Origin of the sequence: Mycobacterium sp. OAS707 (assembly GCF_014873705.1) — a bacterium.
GTDB lineage: Bacteria > Actinomycetota > Actinomycetes > Mycobacteriales > Mycobacteriaceae > Mycobacterium.
The window spans coordinates 381,724-399,779 of sequence record NZ_JADBDS010000006.1 but is presented as its reverse complement, the minus strand read 5'-3'; the positions used below and the strand labels follow the sequence as shown (position 1 = coordinate 399,779).

Sequence of the window (18,056 nt, the reverse complement as noted above, 5' to 3'; positions counted from 1 at the left end):
CCGCTCAAGCCCGCTCGGCTCTGCGCCGGCGGGCTTAGAGCTTGCGCAGCCGCAGCCGGTTGATCGCGTGGTCGGCGTCCTTGCGCAACACCAGCGTCGCGCGGGGACGCGTCGGCAGGATGTTCTCGATCAGGTTGGGCCGGTTGATCGAATGCCAGATGTCGCGGGCCGCGAACACCGCGGCCTCATCGGTCAGCGTGGCGTAGTGGTGGAAGTGCGACGCAGGATCGGCGAACGCCGTCGAGCGCAGCCCGAGGAACCGGTTGATGTACCAGTGCTCGATGTCCTCGATGCGGGCGTCCACGTACACCGAGAAGTCGAACAGGTCCGAAACCATCAGCGCCGGACCGGTCTGTAATACGTTGAGGCCCTCGAGAATCAGGATGTCGGGATGTTTGATGATCTGCTTTTCGCCGGGCACGATGTCGTAGAGCAGATGCGAGTAAACCGGCGCGCACACCTTGTCGGCACCTGACTTCACCGCCGTCACGAACCGCATCAGCGCGCGGCGGTCGTAGCTCTCAGGAAAACCCTTGCGGTGCATCAGGTTTCGACGGGTCAGCTCGGCGTTGGGGTACAGGAACCCATCGGTGGTGACCAGGTCGACCTGGGAATGGTGCTCGAATCGGGCCAGAAGTGCTTGCAGCACACGGGCGGTGGTGGACTTGCCGACGGCCACGCTGCCCGCCACGCCGATGACGAACGGCACCGGGCGATCCGGGTTCTGCTGCGGCTCACCGAGGAACTCCGCGGTCGCGGCGAACAGTCGCTGGCGTGCTGCGACCTGAAGGTGGATCAACCGGGCCAGCGGCAGGTAGACCTCTTCGACCTCGAGTAGGTCCAGCTTCTCGCCGAGGCCCCGCAGCTGCAGCACTTCGTCTTCGGTCAATTTCATCGGCGTCGACATGCGCAGCGCGCGCCATTGACTCCGGTCGAACTCCACATAGGGGCTCGGCTCGCTCAGCCGCGGCATGGGGTCAGTCTTGCAGTTAGCGTGGTCGCCATGGAGTCCGGCACCCTCATTCGCGAATATCTGCTGCTCGGTTTGCGCTTCGACCGGATCGAGGACGGCTACGTCGACTCCTTCACCGGAGACCCCGCCCTGCGTCATCAGGTGCAGAACGAGCCCGCCCCCGATCCCGCTGACCTGGCCGTCCAGGCAGCTCGCCTGGCTGCCGAGATCCCCGACGACCTCGAACCGGACCGTGCGGAGTACGTCGCGGCGCATCTGCGGGCGCTGGCGTGCGCGGGGAAGAAATTCGCGGGTCAAGACGTCGGGTTCGTCGATGAAGTCGAGGCCTACTTCGACGTGCACGTCACCAAGGGCGATCCCGCGCGCTACGAGCAGGCCCACCGCAAGCTCGACGAAGCGCTGCCCGGCAGTGGATCACTCGCCGAGCGCATGCAGAACTATCGCGCGGCAGAGGAGATCCCGCCTGACCGGCTCGAGGAAGCCATCCACGCGTTCTCCAGCGCGCTGCGCGACCGGGTGCGCGCCGAATATCCGTTGCCCGACACCGAAACCATCACCTACGAGGTGGTCACCGACAAGCCGTGGTCGGGGTTCAACTACTACCTCGGTGACTACCGCTCCACCGTCGCGGTCAACGCCGACCTCAAGCAGCAGATGTCCAACCTGCCGCGGTTGGTCGCGCACGAGTCCTATCCCGGCCACCACACCGAGCACTGCCGCAAGGAGGCAGGCCTTGTCGAGGGCAAGGGGCAGACGGAGCAGACGATCTTCCTGGTGAACACGCCGCAGTGTCTGATGGCCGAGGGGCTGGCGGACCTGGCGCTGTACGCCGCGATCGGGCCGGATTGGGGTGGCTGGGCTCGCGACATCTACGCCGATCTCGGACTGCGGTTCGACGGCGAACGTGCCGAGGCGGTCTCGGAGGCCTCAGCCGCGCTGGCCGACGTGCGCCAGGACGCCGCGCTGATGCTGCACGACGAACATCGAGACGTGGACGACGTCGTGGCCTTCCTCAAACGCTGGCTGCTGGTCAACGACGACCGCGCCCGGCAGATGCTGCGGTTCCTCTCCTCGCCGTTGTGGCGCGCCTACACCAGCACCTATGTCGAGGGCTATCGGTTGTTGCGCGGCTGGCTGGAGGACAGGCCCGAGGGCGTCAGCCTCACGCAACGCTTCGGCCGACTGCTGGACGAGCCGCTGATTCCGTCGGCGCTGCGGAAAGTAGGCTGAACCGCATGACCGCAGACTCGACCGCGACCACCACCACCGCTGCTCCCGGCGCCGAGTACGCCGACACCGCAAGCGCCGCCTACCGCTCGATTCTGCAGATCATCGAGTCTGTCGAGCCGCGCATCGCGGCGGCCACGCGCAAAGAGCTTGCCGATCAACGTGATTCGCTGAAGCTGATCGCCTCCGAGAACTACGCGTCGCCGGCGGCGTTGCTGACCATGGGCAGTTGGCTGTCCGACAAGTACGCAGAAGGCACCATCGGGCACCGGTTCTACGCCGGCTGCCAGAACGTCGACACCGTCGAAACAGTGGCCGCCGAGCACGCCCGCGAGCTGTTCGGCTCGCCGTATGCCTATGTTCAGCCGCACTCGGGCATCGACGCCAACCTCGTTGCGTACTGGGCGATCCTGGCCACCCGTGTAGAAGGTCCTGGGCTGGCCGAGGTCGGCGTCAAGAACGTCAACGACCTCACCGAAGCGCAATGGGAGGAGCTGCGCGCCAAGCTGGGCAACCAGCGGCTGCTCGGCATGTCGCTGGACGCGGGTGGGCACCTCACCCACGGCTTCCGGCCCAACATCTCGGGCAAGATGTTTCACCAGCGCAGCTATGGCACCGACCCGAACACCGAGCTGCTCGACTACGACGCGCTCGCGAAGGCCGCCCGCGAATTCAAGCCGCTGATCCTGGTCGGCGGGTACTCGGCCTACCCGCGACGGGTCAACTTCGCCAAGCTCCGCGAGATCGCCGACGAGGTGGGCGCCACCCTGATGGTCGACATGGCGCACTTCGCAGGGCTCGTCGCCGGCAAGGTGTTCACCGGCGACGAGAATCCGGTGCCGCACGCCCATGTCACCACCACCACGACGCACAAGTCGCTGCGCGGGCCGCGGGGCGGCCTGGTGCTGGCGACCGCCGAATACTCCGACGCCGTCGACAAGGGGTGCCCAATGGTGTTGGGCGGACCGCTTTCTCACGTGATGGCGGCGAAGGCCGTCGCGCTGGCCGAGGCGCGCCAGCCTTCGTTCCAGGCCTACGCGCAGCGGGTCGCCGACAACGCCAAGGCGCTTGCCGACGGGTTTCTCAAGCGTGGCGCGCGCCTCGTCACCGGCGGCACCGACAATCACATCGTGCTGCTCGACGTGACGTCGTTCGGGCTGACCGGCCGCCAGGCCGAATCGGCGCTGTTGGACTCCGGCGTCGTCACCAACCGCAACTCGATCCCCGCCGACCCCAACGGCGCCTGGTACACCAGCGGCATCCGGCTGGGCACGCCGGCGCTGACCACTCGCGGCTTCGGCCCCGACGACTTCGACCGCGTCGCCGAGCTGATGGTCGAGGTGCTGTCCAACACGCAGCCGGAGGGCACATCGAAGGCGAAGTACAAGCTGGCCGACGGCACCGCCGAGCGGGTGCACGCCGGGGCTGCAGAACTGCTGGCCGCCAACCCGCTTTACCCCGGCCTGACGCTGTAGCCGCGCCACGCCGCTGGGGAATTTTACGATTCCCACAGAATTGGGTTACTGTAACCGCATGGCACAGAAACCTGTACCTAATGCCTTCATTCTCGAGCTCGAGCCGGTCGTGCAGAACGAACTGCGACGTCACATCGACACCGAGGATCTCTGGTACGCCCACGACTACGTGCCGTTCGAGCAGGGCGAGAACTTCGCCTTCCTCGGCGGCCGCGATTGGGACCCGTCGCAGGTCACGCTGCCCAAGACTGTCACCGATGCCCTCGAGATCCTGCTGATCACCAAGGACAACCTCGCCGGCTATCACCGCGAGTTCGTGTTCAGCTTCATCCTCGAGGAGAAGTGGGGCCGCTGGATCGGCCGCTGGACCGCCGAGGAGCACCTGCACGCCATCGCGCTGCGCAACTACCTCGTCGTCACCCGCGAAATCGACCCCGCCGCCAATGAGGACGTGCGCGTCGAGCACGTGATGAAGGGCTACCGCGCCGACACCTACAGCCAGATCGAGCGCCTGGTGCACATGGCGTTCTTCGAGCGTGAGCATGCCGTGTTCTGCCGCAATCTCGAAGCCCAGATCACCGAGCCGGTGCTGAAGGGTCTTGTTGGCCGCATCGCCCGCGACGAGGAACGCCACGAGGAGTTCTTCGGGAACCTCGTCGCGCACTGCCTCGGCTACCGCCGCGACGAGACCATCGAGGCGATCGCACGCCGCGCAGCCGAACTCGACGTGGTCGGCGGCGATATCGACGCTTATAAGGACAAAGTGGCCAACGTCGCCGATGCCGGCATCTTCGGACCTGAGCAGCGGCGGCAGGTGATCGCCGACCGCATCACCGCGTGGGGCGTTGCCGACGAACCGTCGCTGAAGCAATTCGCCTGACGAGTTAGCCAACTCGCCGCTACGGCAGGCGGCATCGGATACGGCGCGCCTGCACGGCGCGAAGCGAGAAGCCGGAGTAGCGTCGTTTCTCGATGGCTAGCGACATGCTCTGCTATCCGGGCGGTACCGATCGTCATCACGAGAGGACCGGCCCCGGTCCTGGTACCGCAGCGTCCGCCGATGTGTTCGTGCGGGGTCGCATGAACTCCCTCGCCTCGAGGAGCGCTACGTGACCAAAACTACCGTCCGGACCTACGTACTCGACACCTCCGTGCTGCTGTCCGATCCCTGGGCCGCTACGAGGTTTGCCGAACATGAAGTCGTGGTCCCGTTGGTGGTCATCAGCGAACTGGAAGCCAAGCGGCATCACCATGAGCTTGGCTGGTTCGCCCGGCAGGCACTGCGGATGTTCGACGATCTGCGGCTCGAACACGGGCGGCTGGACCAGCCGATTCCCGTTGGGACGCAAGGCGGAACGCTGCACGTCGAGCTCAACCACAGCGATCCCACTGTATTGCCCGCCGGCTTCCGCAACGAGAGCAATGACGCGCGGATTCTGACGGTAGCGGCCAACCTCGCTGCAGAGGGCAAGCGAGTCACGTTGGTCAGCAAGGACATTCCACTGCGCGTGAAGGCAGGCGCCGTCGGCCTGGCCGCCGACGAGTACCACGCCCAGGACGTCATCACGTCCGGCTGGACGGGGATGGACGAGATCGAGTTGTCGGCCGACGACATCGACAAGCTGTACGCAGACAGCGAGATCGATCTCGAAGCAGCGCGCAATCTGCCGTGCCACACCGGAGTTCGGCTGCTGGGCGGCAGCTCGCATGCGCTGGGCCGGGTCAACCCGGAGAAGCAGGTGCAGCTGGTGCGCGGCGATCGCGAGGTGTTCGGGTTGCGCGGGCGCTCCGCCGAACAACGGGTGGCACTGGATCTGTTGCTGGACGAGTCGATTGGCATCGTTTCACTCGGCGGCAAGGCCGGCACCGGCAAGTCTGCGCTCGCGTTGTGCGCGGGACTGGAGGCGGTGCTGGAACGCCGCACCCAACGCAAGGTCGTTGTGTTCCGGCCGCTGTATGCGGTCGGAGGGCAGGATCTCGGCTATCTGCCCGGCAGCGAGAGCGAGAAGATGGGCCCGTGGGCGCAGGCCGTCTTCGACACACTCGAAGGTCTGGCGAGCCCCGCGGTGCTCGAGGAGGTGCTCTCCCGCGGCATGCTCGAGGTGCTGCCGCTGACGCACATTCGCGGGCGCTCGTTGCACGACTCGTTCGTGATCGTCGACGAGGCGCAGTCGTTGGAACGCAACGTGTTGTTGACCGTTCTGTCGCGGCTGGGCGCCGGATCGCGGGTGGTGCTCACCCACGACGTCGCCCAGCGCGACAACTTGCGGGTGGGCCGCCACGACGGTGTGGCGGCGGTGATCGAAAAGCTCAAGGGCCACCCGCTGTTCGCACACATCACGCTGCTGCGCAGCGAGCGCTCGCCGATCGCGGCATTGGTCACCGAGATGCTGGAGGAGATCAGCCCCGGCGCGCTGCCGTGAGCCTGGCGCGCTACCCGTGCAGTTGCGGGAGGTACTGCGGGCAGTAGGCCGTCATCGAGGCGACGATCATCGCCCTGTTCTGCCCGTGCGTGGCGAACACGTGCTTCGCGTCGAACGCCGCGAGCACCAGATCCGGGTTGGTCGTGCCCTCGTCGAGGTTCTGGCACACGGCGTGGCCTGCCGAGATCTCCATGGCCGCCGGAATCTGCGGAATGCCGGCCTGGGCCAGGCTGGCGACGAAGGTGTCGTCGACGGAGTCGGCGTTGGCGGCAGCGGCCCCGGCGATCGCGCCGAAGCCCAGCGTGGCGGCGACGAGTGCGGTTCCTGCGATTGACTTGGTGAAGCGGTTGGTGAGCATCGTGGTAGGTCCTCTCCTGGTAGTGCCGACCCTGGTGGCCGGGCATGTCCAGGTTGTGGCGGACGCCTCTTGCGACTCTCAACGGTTTCTTGGCGAATCCTTGTAATGGGGGGAGATACTTCCTCGGTGGACTCGCGCGTCGGCACGACGTTCGGCAAGTACAACGTCACGCGCCTGCTCGGCAAGGGCGGCATGGGTGAGGTGTACGAAGCGTACGACAATGCCAAGGGACGCACCGTCGCGCTGAAGATACTTGCCCACAAGCTGTCTGACGACGACTCTTTCCGCACCCGGTTTCAGCGCGAGTCGCAAGCGGCTGCGGTTTTGCAAGAGCCGCATGTCATTCCGATCCACGACTGGGGCGAGATCGACGGCAGCCTGTATATCGACATGCGCCTGGTGCAGGGCCAGACGCTGCTCGACCTGATCGAACAGGGTCAGCTGGATGCTTCCCGCGCGGTCAACATCGTCTGCCAGGTGGCCGCCGCCCTGGATGCGGCCCACGCCGAGGGGCTGATCCATCGCGATGTCAAGCCTCAGAACATCCTTGTCACCCCTGCTGATTTCGCATACCTGGTCGACTTCGGCATCGCCGAGGCCACCGGCGAGACCCGGTTGACGACGGCGGGCACTCAGATCGGCACCTTGGATTACATGGCACCTGAACGGCTTAGGGGCCAGCCCAGCACCCCGGCGGTCGATGTCTACTCGCTGACGTGTGTCCTTTACGAGGCGCTGACTGGTGAAATCCCTTTTACGCGTGACAGTTTGGAGAACTTGATAGCGGCGCATATCGCCTCGCCGCCGCCACGGCCCACTGAGGTCAATCGGCGCCTCCCGGCTGCGATGGACGACGTCATCGCCCGCGGAATGGCCAAGGAGCCCGACGACCGCTACGGATCGGCGGGCGCACTGGGGCGCGCGGCGCAGCGCGCGATGCAGACGGTGGCCAATGTCGATGTCACCTCTTTGCCGACCGCGCCGACGTACTCGGGTGTCACCGTTACCCGGCCGTCCGAAGCGGCCATGGCCGAACCCACGGAGGTACAGAACGATTCGCGGCGGCGACGATGGTTGGTGCCGACCGTGATCGCGGTCGCCGCAGCGTTGATTCTCGGGGGAATCGGCGTGGTGATCGGGCTGCTCGCTAGCAACAACAATGGGCAGGCGGGCACCGACGAACCGGCGGCCGCGGTGCCGCCGCTGGTGACCGGACCAGACCTGAGCGTTCGGCACGAACTCTGCGACGCGGGCTTCTCGTTACCCGACGCCACCGGATTCGGCACCCACGGCGGACGCGGGACGCCCGAAACGTCGTGCCTATTCGCCAACAGCGTGTTGACGTCGTACTGGGCTGCTTACGGCAATGCCAGCCCGCTGCCACGCGCCGTGTCCGCGCCGGGCGCCGTCGACTGCCAGGCTGTGCCGGGCGCGTTGTGCAACGGCTCGAACTTCCTCATGCACTGCAAGAAGGAGCCGGGGGACAGCTGGATCACGTGCATCGGCGGCAACAATGCTCGCGTCTACTTGTGGTAGTCGCAGTGGCCCGCCGGCAGTGCGAACAGGTGGGCGGTCAGCCATTTCGCCATTTCAGTGACCGCGGTGACCCCGTCGTCGAACTTTCCCGACGACGGCTGCGCGGCCAACGCAACGGCGATCATTCCGGTCGAGCCGGTCAACACTCCCATTTGCCTGACCACATAGCTACCGCTGGGCGATGGCCCCCAGCCGCCTTTGAACCGACTGTCCGGGAGTGTGCCGATACCCCAGCTCTGGTCCGACGTGACCTGGCCCATCAACGCAAAGACTGGCTCAGTTGCCCTGTCGCACACGGCAACTGAGATGAAATGCACTTGATCGGTCAACGGCCACTCGGTCTGGCCGAAGGCGGAGAACTCCGGACGTACTCGTTGCGACTGCACCGTCGTCGGATCGCCTGTCTGTCTCAGCACCGCGTCGACCTTGCGCGCCGCGGTAGCCGGATCGCCAAGGCCGGCCCAGATCGATTCCGCCGCCGCATTGTCTGATTCGGTGACAGCGGCCCTCATCGCGTCGGTGAGTACAGGCGGCTGATGTTCACCAAGCGCAGCGATGACGAGCGGCACCTTGATAGTCGACCAGGCGGGGCCACTGTGCCAGTGGCCCAAGACGATCGGGGCTCCTCCTGCGCCAACGGCACTGAGTGCGATGCCGACCTCCGCATGCAACTGCGACTCCAATCCGGCGAAGTCAGTCGCCAGCGCTGACTGCACCGACGGGTGTGTACGGCCGCCGAGGCGCAGGCCGACAAGCACGCCGACCACCAGCACCAGGGTCGCGAGCACGACGAGACCCGCGATGAGCCAGACAGGCCGACCGCTACGCATTACTGTCCGCGGTGGACGACTCACAATGGGTCCTGACGCATTGCCGAATTGAAGGGGTTGCTGCCGCGATGGCCAACAGCGCTCTGCAGTTCGGGGTGCTCGGTCCTCTGCAGATGAGCGTCGACGGCTCCGATATCTCGTTGGGCGCCGCCAAGCAACGGGCGGTGCTGGCGGTGTTGGTGATCAATCGGAATCGCGCCGTCGCGATCGATTCGTTGTTGGACGCGGCGTGGCGAGGAAACCCACCCCCGGACGCTCGAGCCAGCCTGCACACCTACGTCTCCAATCTTCGCCGCCTGTTGACCAAGGCTGGTGTCGATCCTGCCGTTGTTCTGGTCAGCGCACGGCCGGGGTATCGCCTGAACGTAGCCGACACGGAGTGCGATGTCGGCCGCTTCAACGCTGAACTCGCGGCCGGCGTGCGGGCCGCCGCGAGCGGGCGGTTCGACGAGGCCAGCGGTCACCTGTCTACGGCGTTGGCCCCGTGGCGCGGCCCGGTGCTCGACGACCTGCGCGAGTTCGAGTTCGTCGAGCCATATGCCGCCGCGCTGGCTGAGGACAAGCTGGTGGCGCAGACGCTGCGGGCGGAAGCCGAGATAGCCTGTGGCAGAGCTCATTCCATCATATCTGAGCTCGAAGCGCTGGCGTCAGAGCAACCGTACCGAGAACCGTTGTGGGCGCAGTTGATCACTGCCTACTACCTGATGGAACGGCAATACGACGCGCTCGAGGCGTATCGACGATTGAAGACCACGCTCGCCGACGAATTGGGCATCGACCCCGGACCCACACTGCGAGCCCTGCACGAGCGGATCCTTCGCCAAGAACCGCTGGACGTCAAACGAGTAGCCCGCGCGACCGCCAAACGTGCTGTCGCGACACTCGCGCGAGGCACCAGTGCGTCGTCGCAGTCTTCCGTCGCGCATCTGCGCGACGGCTCCGGGGACCTGTATCCGCTGAGGGGCGCCATCGTCCGCATCGGTCGTCTTGCCGACAACGACATCGTTATCGACGATGCGATGGTCAGCCGCTACCACGCGATGATCGTCGATACGGGCACCAGCTTTGTCGTCACCGACCTCCGCTCGGCAAACGGAGTCACCCTGGCGGACAACCGGATTCGCGGCAGCGCCACGTTGGCCGACGGGGATCGCATCCGCATCGGCGACCATGAATTCACCTTCGAACTCGGCCCCTAGCAGGATTCCGCCGGAAACCCGCGGCTAGCATTCGAGTTCGGCGGCGATCGACGGTGGTACGCCCTCGTTGGTGCAATTGAATCCACTGCCGTATGTCACGACGCGCCAACTGCCGCCGTCGCTGTGGAACGGCCACGAGTCCGGGGGGATTCGTGTCGAGGGGTGCCAGTCGGCGCAGCGTCGCGTGAGACGCCTGCTTCGCAAGCTGTCACCGATGCCATGGCAGCCGCACAGACCGCCGCGTACTGGAGCATGTCCATCGCATTGACACCTCGCTCGGGCCCGAACGGTAACCGTGCCCACGAGGTCACCCGAGCTCGTAGGAGTCGCGGGACACGCGGAAGAAGTGGCCGGTGCTGGTGTCGGTGCACATCACACCCGAGGTCTCGCTGACGCAAGTCATTACGCCTTCGGACTTCGATTGCCCGTAGTCGAGCGTCATGTTCTTGCCTATGTCCTGATACGTGCTGAGCGGCTTGTCGGTGCACCACAGCGTCGCCACCGCGCCCTTGTTGAGCGAGAACGAATGGGGCGAATCGGGCGACACGCAGTCCGCTGATTGCCCTTGCACTGAATACGAGTGGTCGACCACCTGGCAATCGGAGGAGTACGGCGTCATCCAGCACAGGATGTTGCCGGACGGCGTATGAAAAGCCTCAGGCGGCGGCTCCCCGCAAGCGTAGGCGGCTGCCGGGAGGGCGACCGTCGCCGCGATCGTCGCCGCGGAGAGCATCGTGAACTTACCGATAGTGGTCATGTCGGTTCCTTTCCGGCGGCCGGTGTGGCGGCTCACGGAAAGGCTGCGACGGAGCCCTCAAGCGGTTCTCAAGGAAATCTTGGCGGCGGTTTCGGCGCGAAAACCATCGCTCAGCGTGGATAACCGCGCCGAAATCACCAGTCGGTAAACTCGCGGCGTGCCGAAACGACCCGACAGCCAGGCCTGGCGCTACGCCAGGACCGCCATTGGCGTGCTGGCGGCCGCCGCGGTGCTGATCATCGGCGGGCTGACCGGGCATGTCCGCAAGGCCAGCGCCGAGGACGTCGACTGTTCCAAAGAGAAGTGCGTCGCGCTGACGTTCGACGACGGGCCGAGCCCGTACACCGACCGTCTGCTGCAGATCCTCAAGGACAACGACGCGCGCTCGACGTTCTTCCTGATCGGCAACAAGGTCGCGGCCAACCCCGCGGGCGCCAAACGTGTCGCCGACGCCGGCATGGAGGTGGGCAACCACACCTGGGAACACCCCAACATGACGACGATCCCGCCCGAGGACATTCCGAGCCAGATCTCGAAGGCCAACGACGCCATCCAAGCGGCGACGGGTCAAAAGCCCAACCTTCTTCGGACCGCGGGCGGGCTGATCAACGACAACGTCCTTGCCGCGGCCAAGCAGCAGGGGATGGCCGACATCAACTGGGACGTGATCCCTTTCGATTGGGCGAACGACTCCAACACCGGCGCGACGCGCTACATGCTGATGACCCAGATCAAACCTGGCTCGGTGGTGTTGTTCCACGACACCTACTCCAGCACAGTCGATTTGGTCTACCAGTTCATCCCTGTCCTGAAGCGCAACGGCTACCACCTGGTGACCGTCAGTCAGCTCGTCGGCCCGCGCGAACCGGGCAGCAGCTACGGCAGCCGGGAGAACGGCCCGCCGGTCAACGACTTGACCGACATCCCGCCGGCCGAGATCCCGACGCTGCCGAATACGCCGTCGCCCAAACCCATGCCGAACTTTCCGATCACTGACATCGAGGGTGCGAACTCCGGCGGCGCGAACAACGGCGCCTGAGTAGGGGACAGGGTGCGCACCGACACAGCGTTCGTGCTCACCATCCTGGTGCTCTGCTACGCGGTTGTCTCGGGTCTGGTCAAGCGGTGGTACATCGCTCCTGCGCTGATCTTCGTCGCGTCCGGAATGGTGTTGGGCCCGTTCGGGTTCGGCGTCATCGAGGTCGGCCCCGACACCGCCGGTTTCACCGTCCTGGCCCAGTTGGCGCTGACCGTCATCCTGTTCAACCAGGCCGCGATGCTCGACCTGCCGTCCGTGGTGCGTCGCGGCCACGTGACGTTTCGGTTGCTTCTCTTCGGCTTCCCCCTGACCATGGTCCTCGGCACCGCCCTCGCCCTGTGGGTCATGCCGGTGATGCCGTTGTGGGAGGCGGTGTGTCTGGCGGCCATCGTCGCGCCGACGGAGGTGGCGCTGATCGACGCGCTGCTCGACAACCGTCGCATCCCGGAACGCGTCCGCCACGCGCTGTCGGTTGAGAGCGGTTGCTACGACGGCCTCGCGCTCGCGGCGATGCTGGCCGCATTGGCGCTGGCCTCCGAGCAGAACGACCCGGACCCCGGTCGGTGGGGTTGGTTCGCCATTCGCACCGAGGTGGTCTCGATCGGCGTCGGCCTCGGCATCGGCGTGCTCGGTGGTTGGGTGATCATGAGGTCGCGGGAGCGCGGCTGGATGAGCGACGTCTGGGCCCAGTTGGCCACCCTCGCACTGGCATTGGTCTGCTTCGAAGTCGGAGAGCGATTGCACGGCAGCGGATTCGTCGCGGCCTTCGCCGGTGGTTTGGCGTACTCCATGATGGCGCGCCGGGCAGACGCGCAGTTGCCGTCACAAGTGACCGACGCTGCCGGACAACTGCTGGAGCTGATGGTGTTCGCGATGTTCGGCAGCTACGCGGTGTTCGTGGGATGGCGCGACGCCGATTGGCGGGTGGTGGTTTTCGCCGTCGGCGCGCTGTTCGCGGTGCGAATGATCGCGGTGTCCGTTGCGCTGCTCGGCACCGACCTCCCCGGCCGCAGCAGGCTGTTCATCGGATGGTTCGGGCCGCGCGGGATCGGCACCCTGGTGCTCGGTTTGTTGATGATCCAGCGAGGCGAGATCCAGCAGACCGCGATGATCACTCAGGCGGTCGTGGTCACAGTCACGGTCAGCCTGGTGTTGCACAGCCTCACTGCACCGTTCGGGATTCGGCTGTGGCCTGCCCGGCCGCCGGAGACCGCGACGCCAGAATCGTGAATTCCGGTTCGATGAGCCGTGTTTCGATGATGCCGCTGGACGGCTTCAGCCAGGACGCCTCGGGCGACGCGTTTCCGGCGTCGTACTCCCACTTCTTGCACACCTTGTCGATCCCGATCGGATAGACGGTGATGGCGGTCGTTGTCACATGGATGCGCAGAAAGTTCTTGTAGCCCGAGTAGCGGAACGAGGAGAAGGCTTCTGTGCTGTTCCAACCGAACAGGGTGAACCACAGGAACAAAAACGTCGCGAAGATGAGCGAGCCGACAACGCTGCCGACCAACCCGACCAGCACCATGCACAGCAGCAGGCGCCAACTCGTCAGCGGCGAGAAATACTGAACGCACAGCCACGTGATCGTTGCCTGTGCCACGACATGGCATGCGGTCTGAGCCAGTCCGGCGAAGCCCCGCAAAAAGCGCGAGGGCCATACGGGCACGCGTTTGGGGACGATACAGAAGGCCGACAACAGTGCCGCGACACCGAGGATCAGGGTGAGTGGCGCCAGGCCCACCTGGCTGGCCAGAATGTCGTGAAACTTCCACGGCTGTGGGTCGACACGTATCTCCCCGCCGTTGTCCTGGCTTGCCAGTCTGGAGACGGTGGCAAAGAACAGCAGTATGTACAACATCGCGGGGATGACCATGAACGACGGATTGCGCAGTCCCAGTAGGAAAATGCGACCGTTGAGCCTGCGCGACTGGGGGGCGGTGGGGTAGCGGCTCTCGAGCTTGAATCGTTCCGTTTCGTCGGTCGCCGGATCGTTGTCGGCTTTCGGTCTCGGCACGCTCAAGATGTCATCGAGCTTCTGCGTGGTCGACAGGAATGCGCCGCCACCGCCGGCGGTGATCCTCATTCGCGGGCCTTTTGCGCCGACGTCTTCGACCGCCTCATAGCGCGCGTAGTGGTGCTTGTCGCCGGACAGCATGAGAACGGTCCTGACATACCGAGGCACCATCGTCCGTTCGACGAACGCGAGATTGCGATAGGCATCCTTTGAATTGCCGACTTCGGTCCAGCTGGGTTTGGCCGTGCACAGGATCAGCGCATCGCCTGCGGCCATCCGCGTTGCGGCGGTGTGGAAGTACTCGATCTGTGCCGCATCCACATAGTTGTCGCTCTGAATGTCGATGCCCCACAGCCAAAATGGGCCCGGCAAGTCGACGGCGAAGTAACTACGGGTCTGCTCGAGCTCACGGCCACCTATCCAATTGGCCTGCGCGAACAGCCGCATGAACCCGGTGAGGCCGTCGTACCAGTCGTGGTTGCCCGGGATGGCCAGCATCCGCGGATGCTTCTCGTGCGGGCGTGACTCGTCGGGCTCCGTCCACGGCAGAGCGGCAAGGTATGGCCCGCTGAACCTGTCTTCGTATTCCTTGGGGGTGGCATACGGATACACTTCGTCGCCGCCGAAGACGACGAGCTGCGCGCGGGGCAACTCGCGGTCGAGACCGATCGGCGCAATTTCGGACTGCGAGGCGCACCACGCAACGGAATACGTTTGATCGAATCCGTCTGCGGTGTCGGCGATGAAGTCGATCCACACGTCGTCCGAACCGGCGCCCGCCGTCAGCACGCGGGCCTTCAGCGTGCTTTCCATTTCCCGCTTGTCGAGATAGTCACCGAAGGCCGCCGACAGCACGACCTTGGCGGCCGCTCGCGCCAACGTGGGCGGGCTGAACCAACGCACCGCCTTGCGCCGGGTGAACCCGAGTTCGACGTCGCTGTTTGGTCGCGGTCGCGGTCGAATATCCGATGTCATGTCGCCTCCCCGAACAGCGACCATATCGTTTGAAACCGCAAGAAGTGACCGCATTGCGCACCGGGCCGCGGGCCCGGCGCAGTCAACGGGGGGCTAGCGGCGCCTGCTGCCCCGCACCAGGAACCAGCCCGCTGCCGCCGCACCGCCGAGCGCGACCACCCGATCCGCACGGTCCGCCTTGGGCAGGTCCAGCAGCGAGATCAGGCCGAGCAGCGCGAAGCCGGTGCGCAACGCCGGCTGACTTGTCGCGGTGGTCACCAAGGTTGCCGGGCTCCGGGTCGCCGGGTCCAGGGTTACCGTCACCGTTCCTCCTGCTGACTGAGATCCATCGCGGGCCGGAGTCGACGGTAATTTGCCCAAGGGCATTCAGAAATAGGGTGTTTCCCTACTTCTACCGGGTCGGGACTTGCCCATGTGGCGGCCGAGTTCAGCACGCGACTTGATGCCCAGCTTGCGGTAGATCCTCGCCAGGTTCGCCTCGACAGTCTTCGGGCTGATGAACAGGGCAGTCGCAACATCGCGGTTCTTCATTCCCGACGCGGCGAGCTCGGCGACCCGTCGTTCGGACGGGGTGAGCTGCCCGCTCTGCCTTGGGCCCACGTTCGCGCGGGCAAGCTCGGCGCGGGCACGGTCGGCCCACAGCGGGATGTGCAGCCGCTCGAAGATGTCCAGAGCCTCGGTCAGGCTCGCCGAAGCGGCTTCCTTCCTGCGTTGCCGCCGCTGTAATTGACCGAGCAGCAACAACGTTCGGCCACGCTCGAACGGCATCGGCAACCGGTCGTGTTGCGTCATCGCGGACGCGGCTGCCGCGCTCGCCGCGTCGAGGTCACCGCCTGCGGCCAGCAGCATACTTCTGCCGCGCGCGCCCGACGCCAGCATCCACGCCCGGTCGTGCCGGTTCCCGTTGCGCTCGAGCGCTTCGATCAGTGGCTGCGCCTCGGCCCCGCGGCCCACCTGGATCAGCGCCTCGATGGCGTCGACCAGGAAAGCGGCGTTGGGAAGCTCGGTGGGTGTCGATGCCGGGTCGAACTTCGCGAGCAATGGCCCCAGCGTTGCCAGCGCCTCCTCGTAACGGCCAAGCGAGAGGTCGAGGAAGCCGAGCGCCGCAACAACCCTGTCCGTCAACCGAACTGCTCCTGTGCGCTTGCCGCTCTGCAGGGCCTGCGCGGCTGCCTTCCTCGCGTCGTCCTCACGGCCGGCATATGTCGCCAGCTTCGTGCGGAGGCTGTACGCAAGGAACATCGGGGTGTCGCCACCCAACTGGCGGGCGCGCTCCATGGCGTCCTCGGCCACCAACTCGGCTTCGACGAACTCGCCCCGCCAGATGCTGCCCAGCACCACGTGCTGGGAGATGAAGATCAACTCGCCCTCTTCACCTGTCTCAAGGCAACGACGACGAACACCCTCGAGCACTTGGTGAGCTTCGTCGAGCCTGCCCGTCCATTCGAGCAGCAGGGCCCGCTGGACCGAAGGCCGAAACACCAAGGGTGTGAAGATCTTCGGATCTTCGAGCTCCGTTGCCCGACGCAGCTGTTCTTCGTCGAACCCGCCGCCGCCGAGGAACCGCTGGATCACCCGCATACCGAGCGCAAGTCCGAGCAGATGCGACTGGTCGAGGTGTTCTGCCTGGGTCACCGCCTCTTCGGCGATCTGTACGCTCTCATCGAGCTGGCCGGCTTGAAGCCGGGCGTAGGCCAACGTGATCAGTATCTGCACGCGTAGCTGGCTGTCCGGGTGCAGCTCACTGACGGCGCGCTGCAGGAGGGCCGCGGCCTCGAGGAATCCGTCCGCATACAGTCGCACCACGGCGAGCCGGTTCAATGCCTCTGCGCGTAGGTCGCCCGGCTCCAGTCGCTCGACCGTCTCTTCGAGAATGGTGCGCGCGCGTTCGTGGTCGCCTGCATCGAAATGGTGTAGCGCGGAACGGAGTCGACGTTCGGCGGTGTCGCCGCCGAGGCCGATCGCCAGGTCCATCAACTCGGCGGCTGCGGCGGGCGCGCCGCGGACGCGCGCGGACTCCGCGGCCGTGTCGAGCGCTCGCAACGTGACCTGGTCGCCGCTGGTGGCTGCCAACGCCAGATGCCGTGCCCGCAACTCGGGCTCGTCGACGATGTCAGCGAGCCTCCGATGCATCGTTCGCCGCAGGCCGGGCGCGGCTTCGGTGTATACACCTCTTGCCAGCAGGGGGTGGGCGAAGTGGATCCTGTTGCCGTCGATGGCGATGATGCCTTTGGTTTCGGCGTCCTCGAGCAATTCGATCAACCGGTCCTCATCGCCGATCGTCGCGCGCGAAACCAACTCCACGGTCGGCGACGCCATGCACGATGCCGCGAGCAGCGCATCGTGGACGTCGGAGTCGAGGCCGGACAGCCTCGTGCGCACGGCATCGGCCAGCGTGCGGGGCAGCGACGTGTCGACGCCGGGGCTGCGTTCGGCGATTGCCCGCGCCAATTCGATTGCGTAGAAAGGGTTTCCGCCGGACAGCTGGTGAATCCGGCCCATCGTCGGACGTGAGAACGGCCGACGCAGCCGCGCCGAAACCGCCTGATGCAAATCTTGGATACCCAAGGGATGCAACCGAACTCGGTTCACTGCGTCCGGCCGCGGCATCTGCAGCCAGGCGGCGCCGCTGCCGTCACCGTTGGTGCGCACGCTGCCGAGGATCCCGACGGGCCCGGTGAGCCGGCGCGCCGCGAAAGCCACGACGTGCATGCTGGACGGGTCGATCCATTGCATGTCGTCGATGGCCAGCAGCAGCGCGCCGTCGTCGGCCAGGTATCCGAGCACCGACAAGAAGGCCGCGGCGACTGCGCGTTGATCGGTGGCGGTCCCGTCCTCGGCCCGCATCAGCACCTGGGCGACCGCATATCGCTGGGGGTCGGGCAGGTCGGCCCATGCCGAGGCGGGCACGCCGTCCAGCAAGTCGGCAAGGGCCGCGTAGGCCAGCACAGATTCGGCTGCGGCCGCGCGCGCCGACAGCACCCGGAACCCGGAGTCGCGCGCCAACTCGACGGTCTCGAGCCACAGCGTGGTCTTGCCGATTCCCGGCTCGCCTTCGATCAGCAATGCCGACGGCTCGGCCGTCGCAGACGACAGGAACCGGTTGATCACCCGGCCCTCCGTCGGGCGGCTCTGCACGTCTGGTCCTGGCACAGCTAAACAATTCCAGCTAACGGCAAATTGGTCTACTTTTCTAATCAACTAGGTGGAACATACGTTCCGGCAACATTCGCGCCAGTATGGTTAC

At 65.8% G+C, this 18,056-nt stretch carries 15 protein-coding genes; 8 read left to right on the top strand and 7 right to left on the bottom strand.

What is annotated here, in order from left to right; translation table 11 throughout:
• Positions 1-34: 34 nt before the first annotated feature.
• Complete coding sequence (gene coaA, locus GGC64_RS33230) at positions 35-973, bottom strand: type I pantothenate kinase (protein WP_192726856.1); 939 nt, start codon at positions 971-973, stop codon at positions 35-37.
• A 30-nt stretch (positions 974-1,003) separates the two neighbouring features.
• On the opposite strand from coaA, the gene GGC64_RS33225 reads away from it, so the two are divergent.
• From GGC64_RS33225 to GGC64_RS33210, 4 genes are all read left to right on the top strand, one after another.
• Positions 1,004-2,203, top strand: a complete 1,200-nt coding sequence (locus GGC64_RS33225) for a DUF885 domain-containing protein (protein ID WP_192726855.1) — start codon at positions 1,004-1,006, stop codon at positions 2,201-2,203.
• 5 nt (positions 2,204-2,208) lie between these two features.
• Entirely contained in the window at positions 2,209-3,675 is a 1,467-nt protein-coding gene (locus GGC64_RS33220; RefSeq protein WP_192726854.1) for a glycine hydroxymethyltransferase, read from the top strand.
• 58 nt (positions 3,676-3,733) lie between these two features.
• The gene (locus GGC64_RS33215; protein WP_192726853.1) at positions 3,734-4,555 is read left to right on the top strand and encodes an acyl-ACP desaturase; all 822 of its coding nucleotides are present in this window, start codon (positions 3,734-3,736) and stop codon (positions 4,553-4,555) included.
• A 229-nt stretch (positions 4,556-4,784) separates the two neighbouring features.
• Positions 4,785-6,098 (top strand): PhoH family protein, encoded by a 1,314-nt coding sequence (locus GGC64_RS33210; RefSeq protein WP_192726852.1) that lies wholly within the window; start codon positions 4,785-4,787, stop codon positions 6,096-6,098.
• 10 nt (positions 6,099-6,108) lie between these two features.
• On the opposite strand, the gene GGC64_RS33205 is transcribed toward GGC64_RS33210, so the two are convergent.
• A complete protein-coding gene (locus tag GGC64_RS33205) occupies positions 6,109-6,456 on the bottom strand; it encodes a DUF732 domain-containing protein (RefSeq protein ID WP_192726851.1) in 348 nt (115 codons plus the stop codon).
• 126 nt (positions 6,457-6,582) lie between these two features.
• On the opposite strand from GGC64_RS33205, the gene GGC64_RS33200 reads away from it, so the two are divergent.
• Positions 6,583-7,992 carry a serine/threonine-protein kinase gene (locus GGC64_RS33200; protein WP_192726850.1) on the top strand — a complete coding sequence of 470 codons (1,410 nt, stop codon included), beginning with the start codon at positions 6,583-6,585 and terminating at the stop codon, positions 7,990-7,992.
• Here GGC64_RS33200 and GGC64_RS33195 read toward each other — a convergent pair.
• Positions 7,980-8,822: a hypothetical protein gene (locus GGC64_RS33195; protein WP_192726849.1), complete on the bottom strand. Its 843-nt coding sequence runs from the start codon at positions 8,820-8,822 to the stop codon at positions 7,980-7,982. The genes GGC64_RS33200 and GGC64_RS33195 overlap by 13 nt on opposite strands.
• 68 nt (positions 8,823-8,890) lie before the next feature.
• On the opposite strand from GGC64_RS33195, the gene GGC64_RS33190 reads away from it, so the two are divergent.
• Positions 8,891-10,021 (top strand): BTAD domain-containing putative transcriptional regulator, encoded by a 1,131-nt coding sequence (locus GGC64_RS33190; RefSeq protein ID WP_192726848.1) that lies wholly within the window; start codon positions 8,891-8,893, stop codon positions 10,019-10,021.
• A gap of 307 nt (positions 10,022-10,328) precedes the next feature.
• Here GGC64_RS33190 and GGC64_RS33185 read toward each other — a convergent pair whose 3' ends face one another.
• Positions 10,329-10,778 carry a hypothetical protein gene (locus GGC64_RS33185; protein ID WP_192726847.1) on the bottom strand — a complete coding sequence of 150 codons (450 nt, stop codon included), beginning with the start codon at positions 10,776-10,778 and terminating at the stop codon, positions 10,329-10,331.
• A gap of 157 nt (positions 10,779-10,935) precedes the next feature.
• Here GGC64_RS33185 and GGC64_RS33180 point away from each other — a divergent pair, with 157 nt between their 5' ends.
• Positions 10,936-11,817 carry a polysaccharide deacetylase family protein gene (locus tag GGC64_RS33180; protein WP_192726846.1) on the top strand — a complete coding sequence of 294 codons (882 nt, stop codon included), beginning with the start codon at positions 10,936-10,938 and terminating at the stop codon, positions 11,815-11,817.
• A gap of 12 nt (positions 11,818-11,829) precedes the next feature.
• Positions 11,830-13,047, top strand: coding sequence for a cation:proton antiporter (locus GGC64_RS33175; RefSeq protein WP_192726845.1), 1,218 nt, complete (start codon positions 11,830-11,832; stop codon positions 13,045-13,047).
• On the opposite strand, the gene GGC64_RS33170 is transcribed toward GGC64_RS33175, so the two are convergent.
• The 3 genes from GGC64_RS33170 to GGC64_RS33160 all read right to left on the bottom strand — a co-directional run bounded on the left by GGC64_RS33170 (position 12,980) and on the right by GGC64_RS33160 (position 17,962).
• Complete coding sequence (locus GGC64_RS33170; RefSeq protein WP_192726844.1) at positions 12,980-14,809, bottom strand: hypothetical protein; 1,830 nt, start codon at positions 14,807-14,809, stop codon at positions 12,980-12,982. The genes GGC64_RS33175 and GGC64_RS33170 overlap by 68 nt on opposite strands.
• Positions 14,810-14,902: 93 nt before the next feature.
• Entirely contained in the window at positions 14,903-15,112 is a 210-nt protein-coding gene (locus GGC64_RS33165; protein WP_192726843.1) for a hypothetical protein, read from the bottom strand.
• 63 nt (positions 15,113-15,175) lie between these two features.
• Positions 15,176-17,962, bottom strand: a complete 2,787-nt coding sequence (locus GGC64_RS33160; protein WP_192726842.1) for a LuxR family transcriptional regulator — start codon at positions 17,960-17,962, stop codon at positions 15,176-15,178.
• Positions 17,963-18,056: the final 94 nt, after the last annotated feature.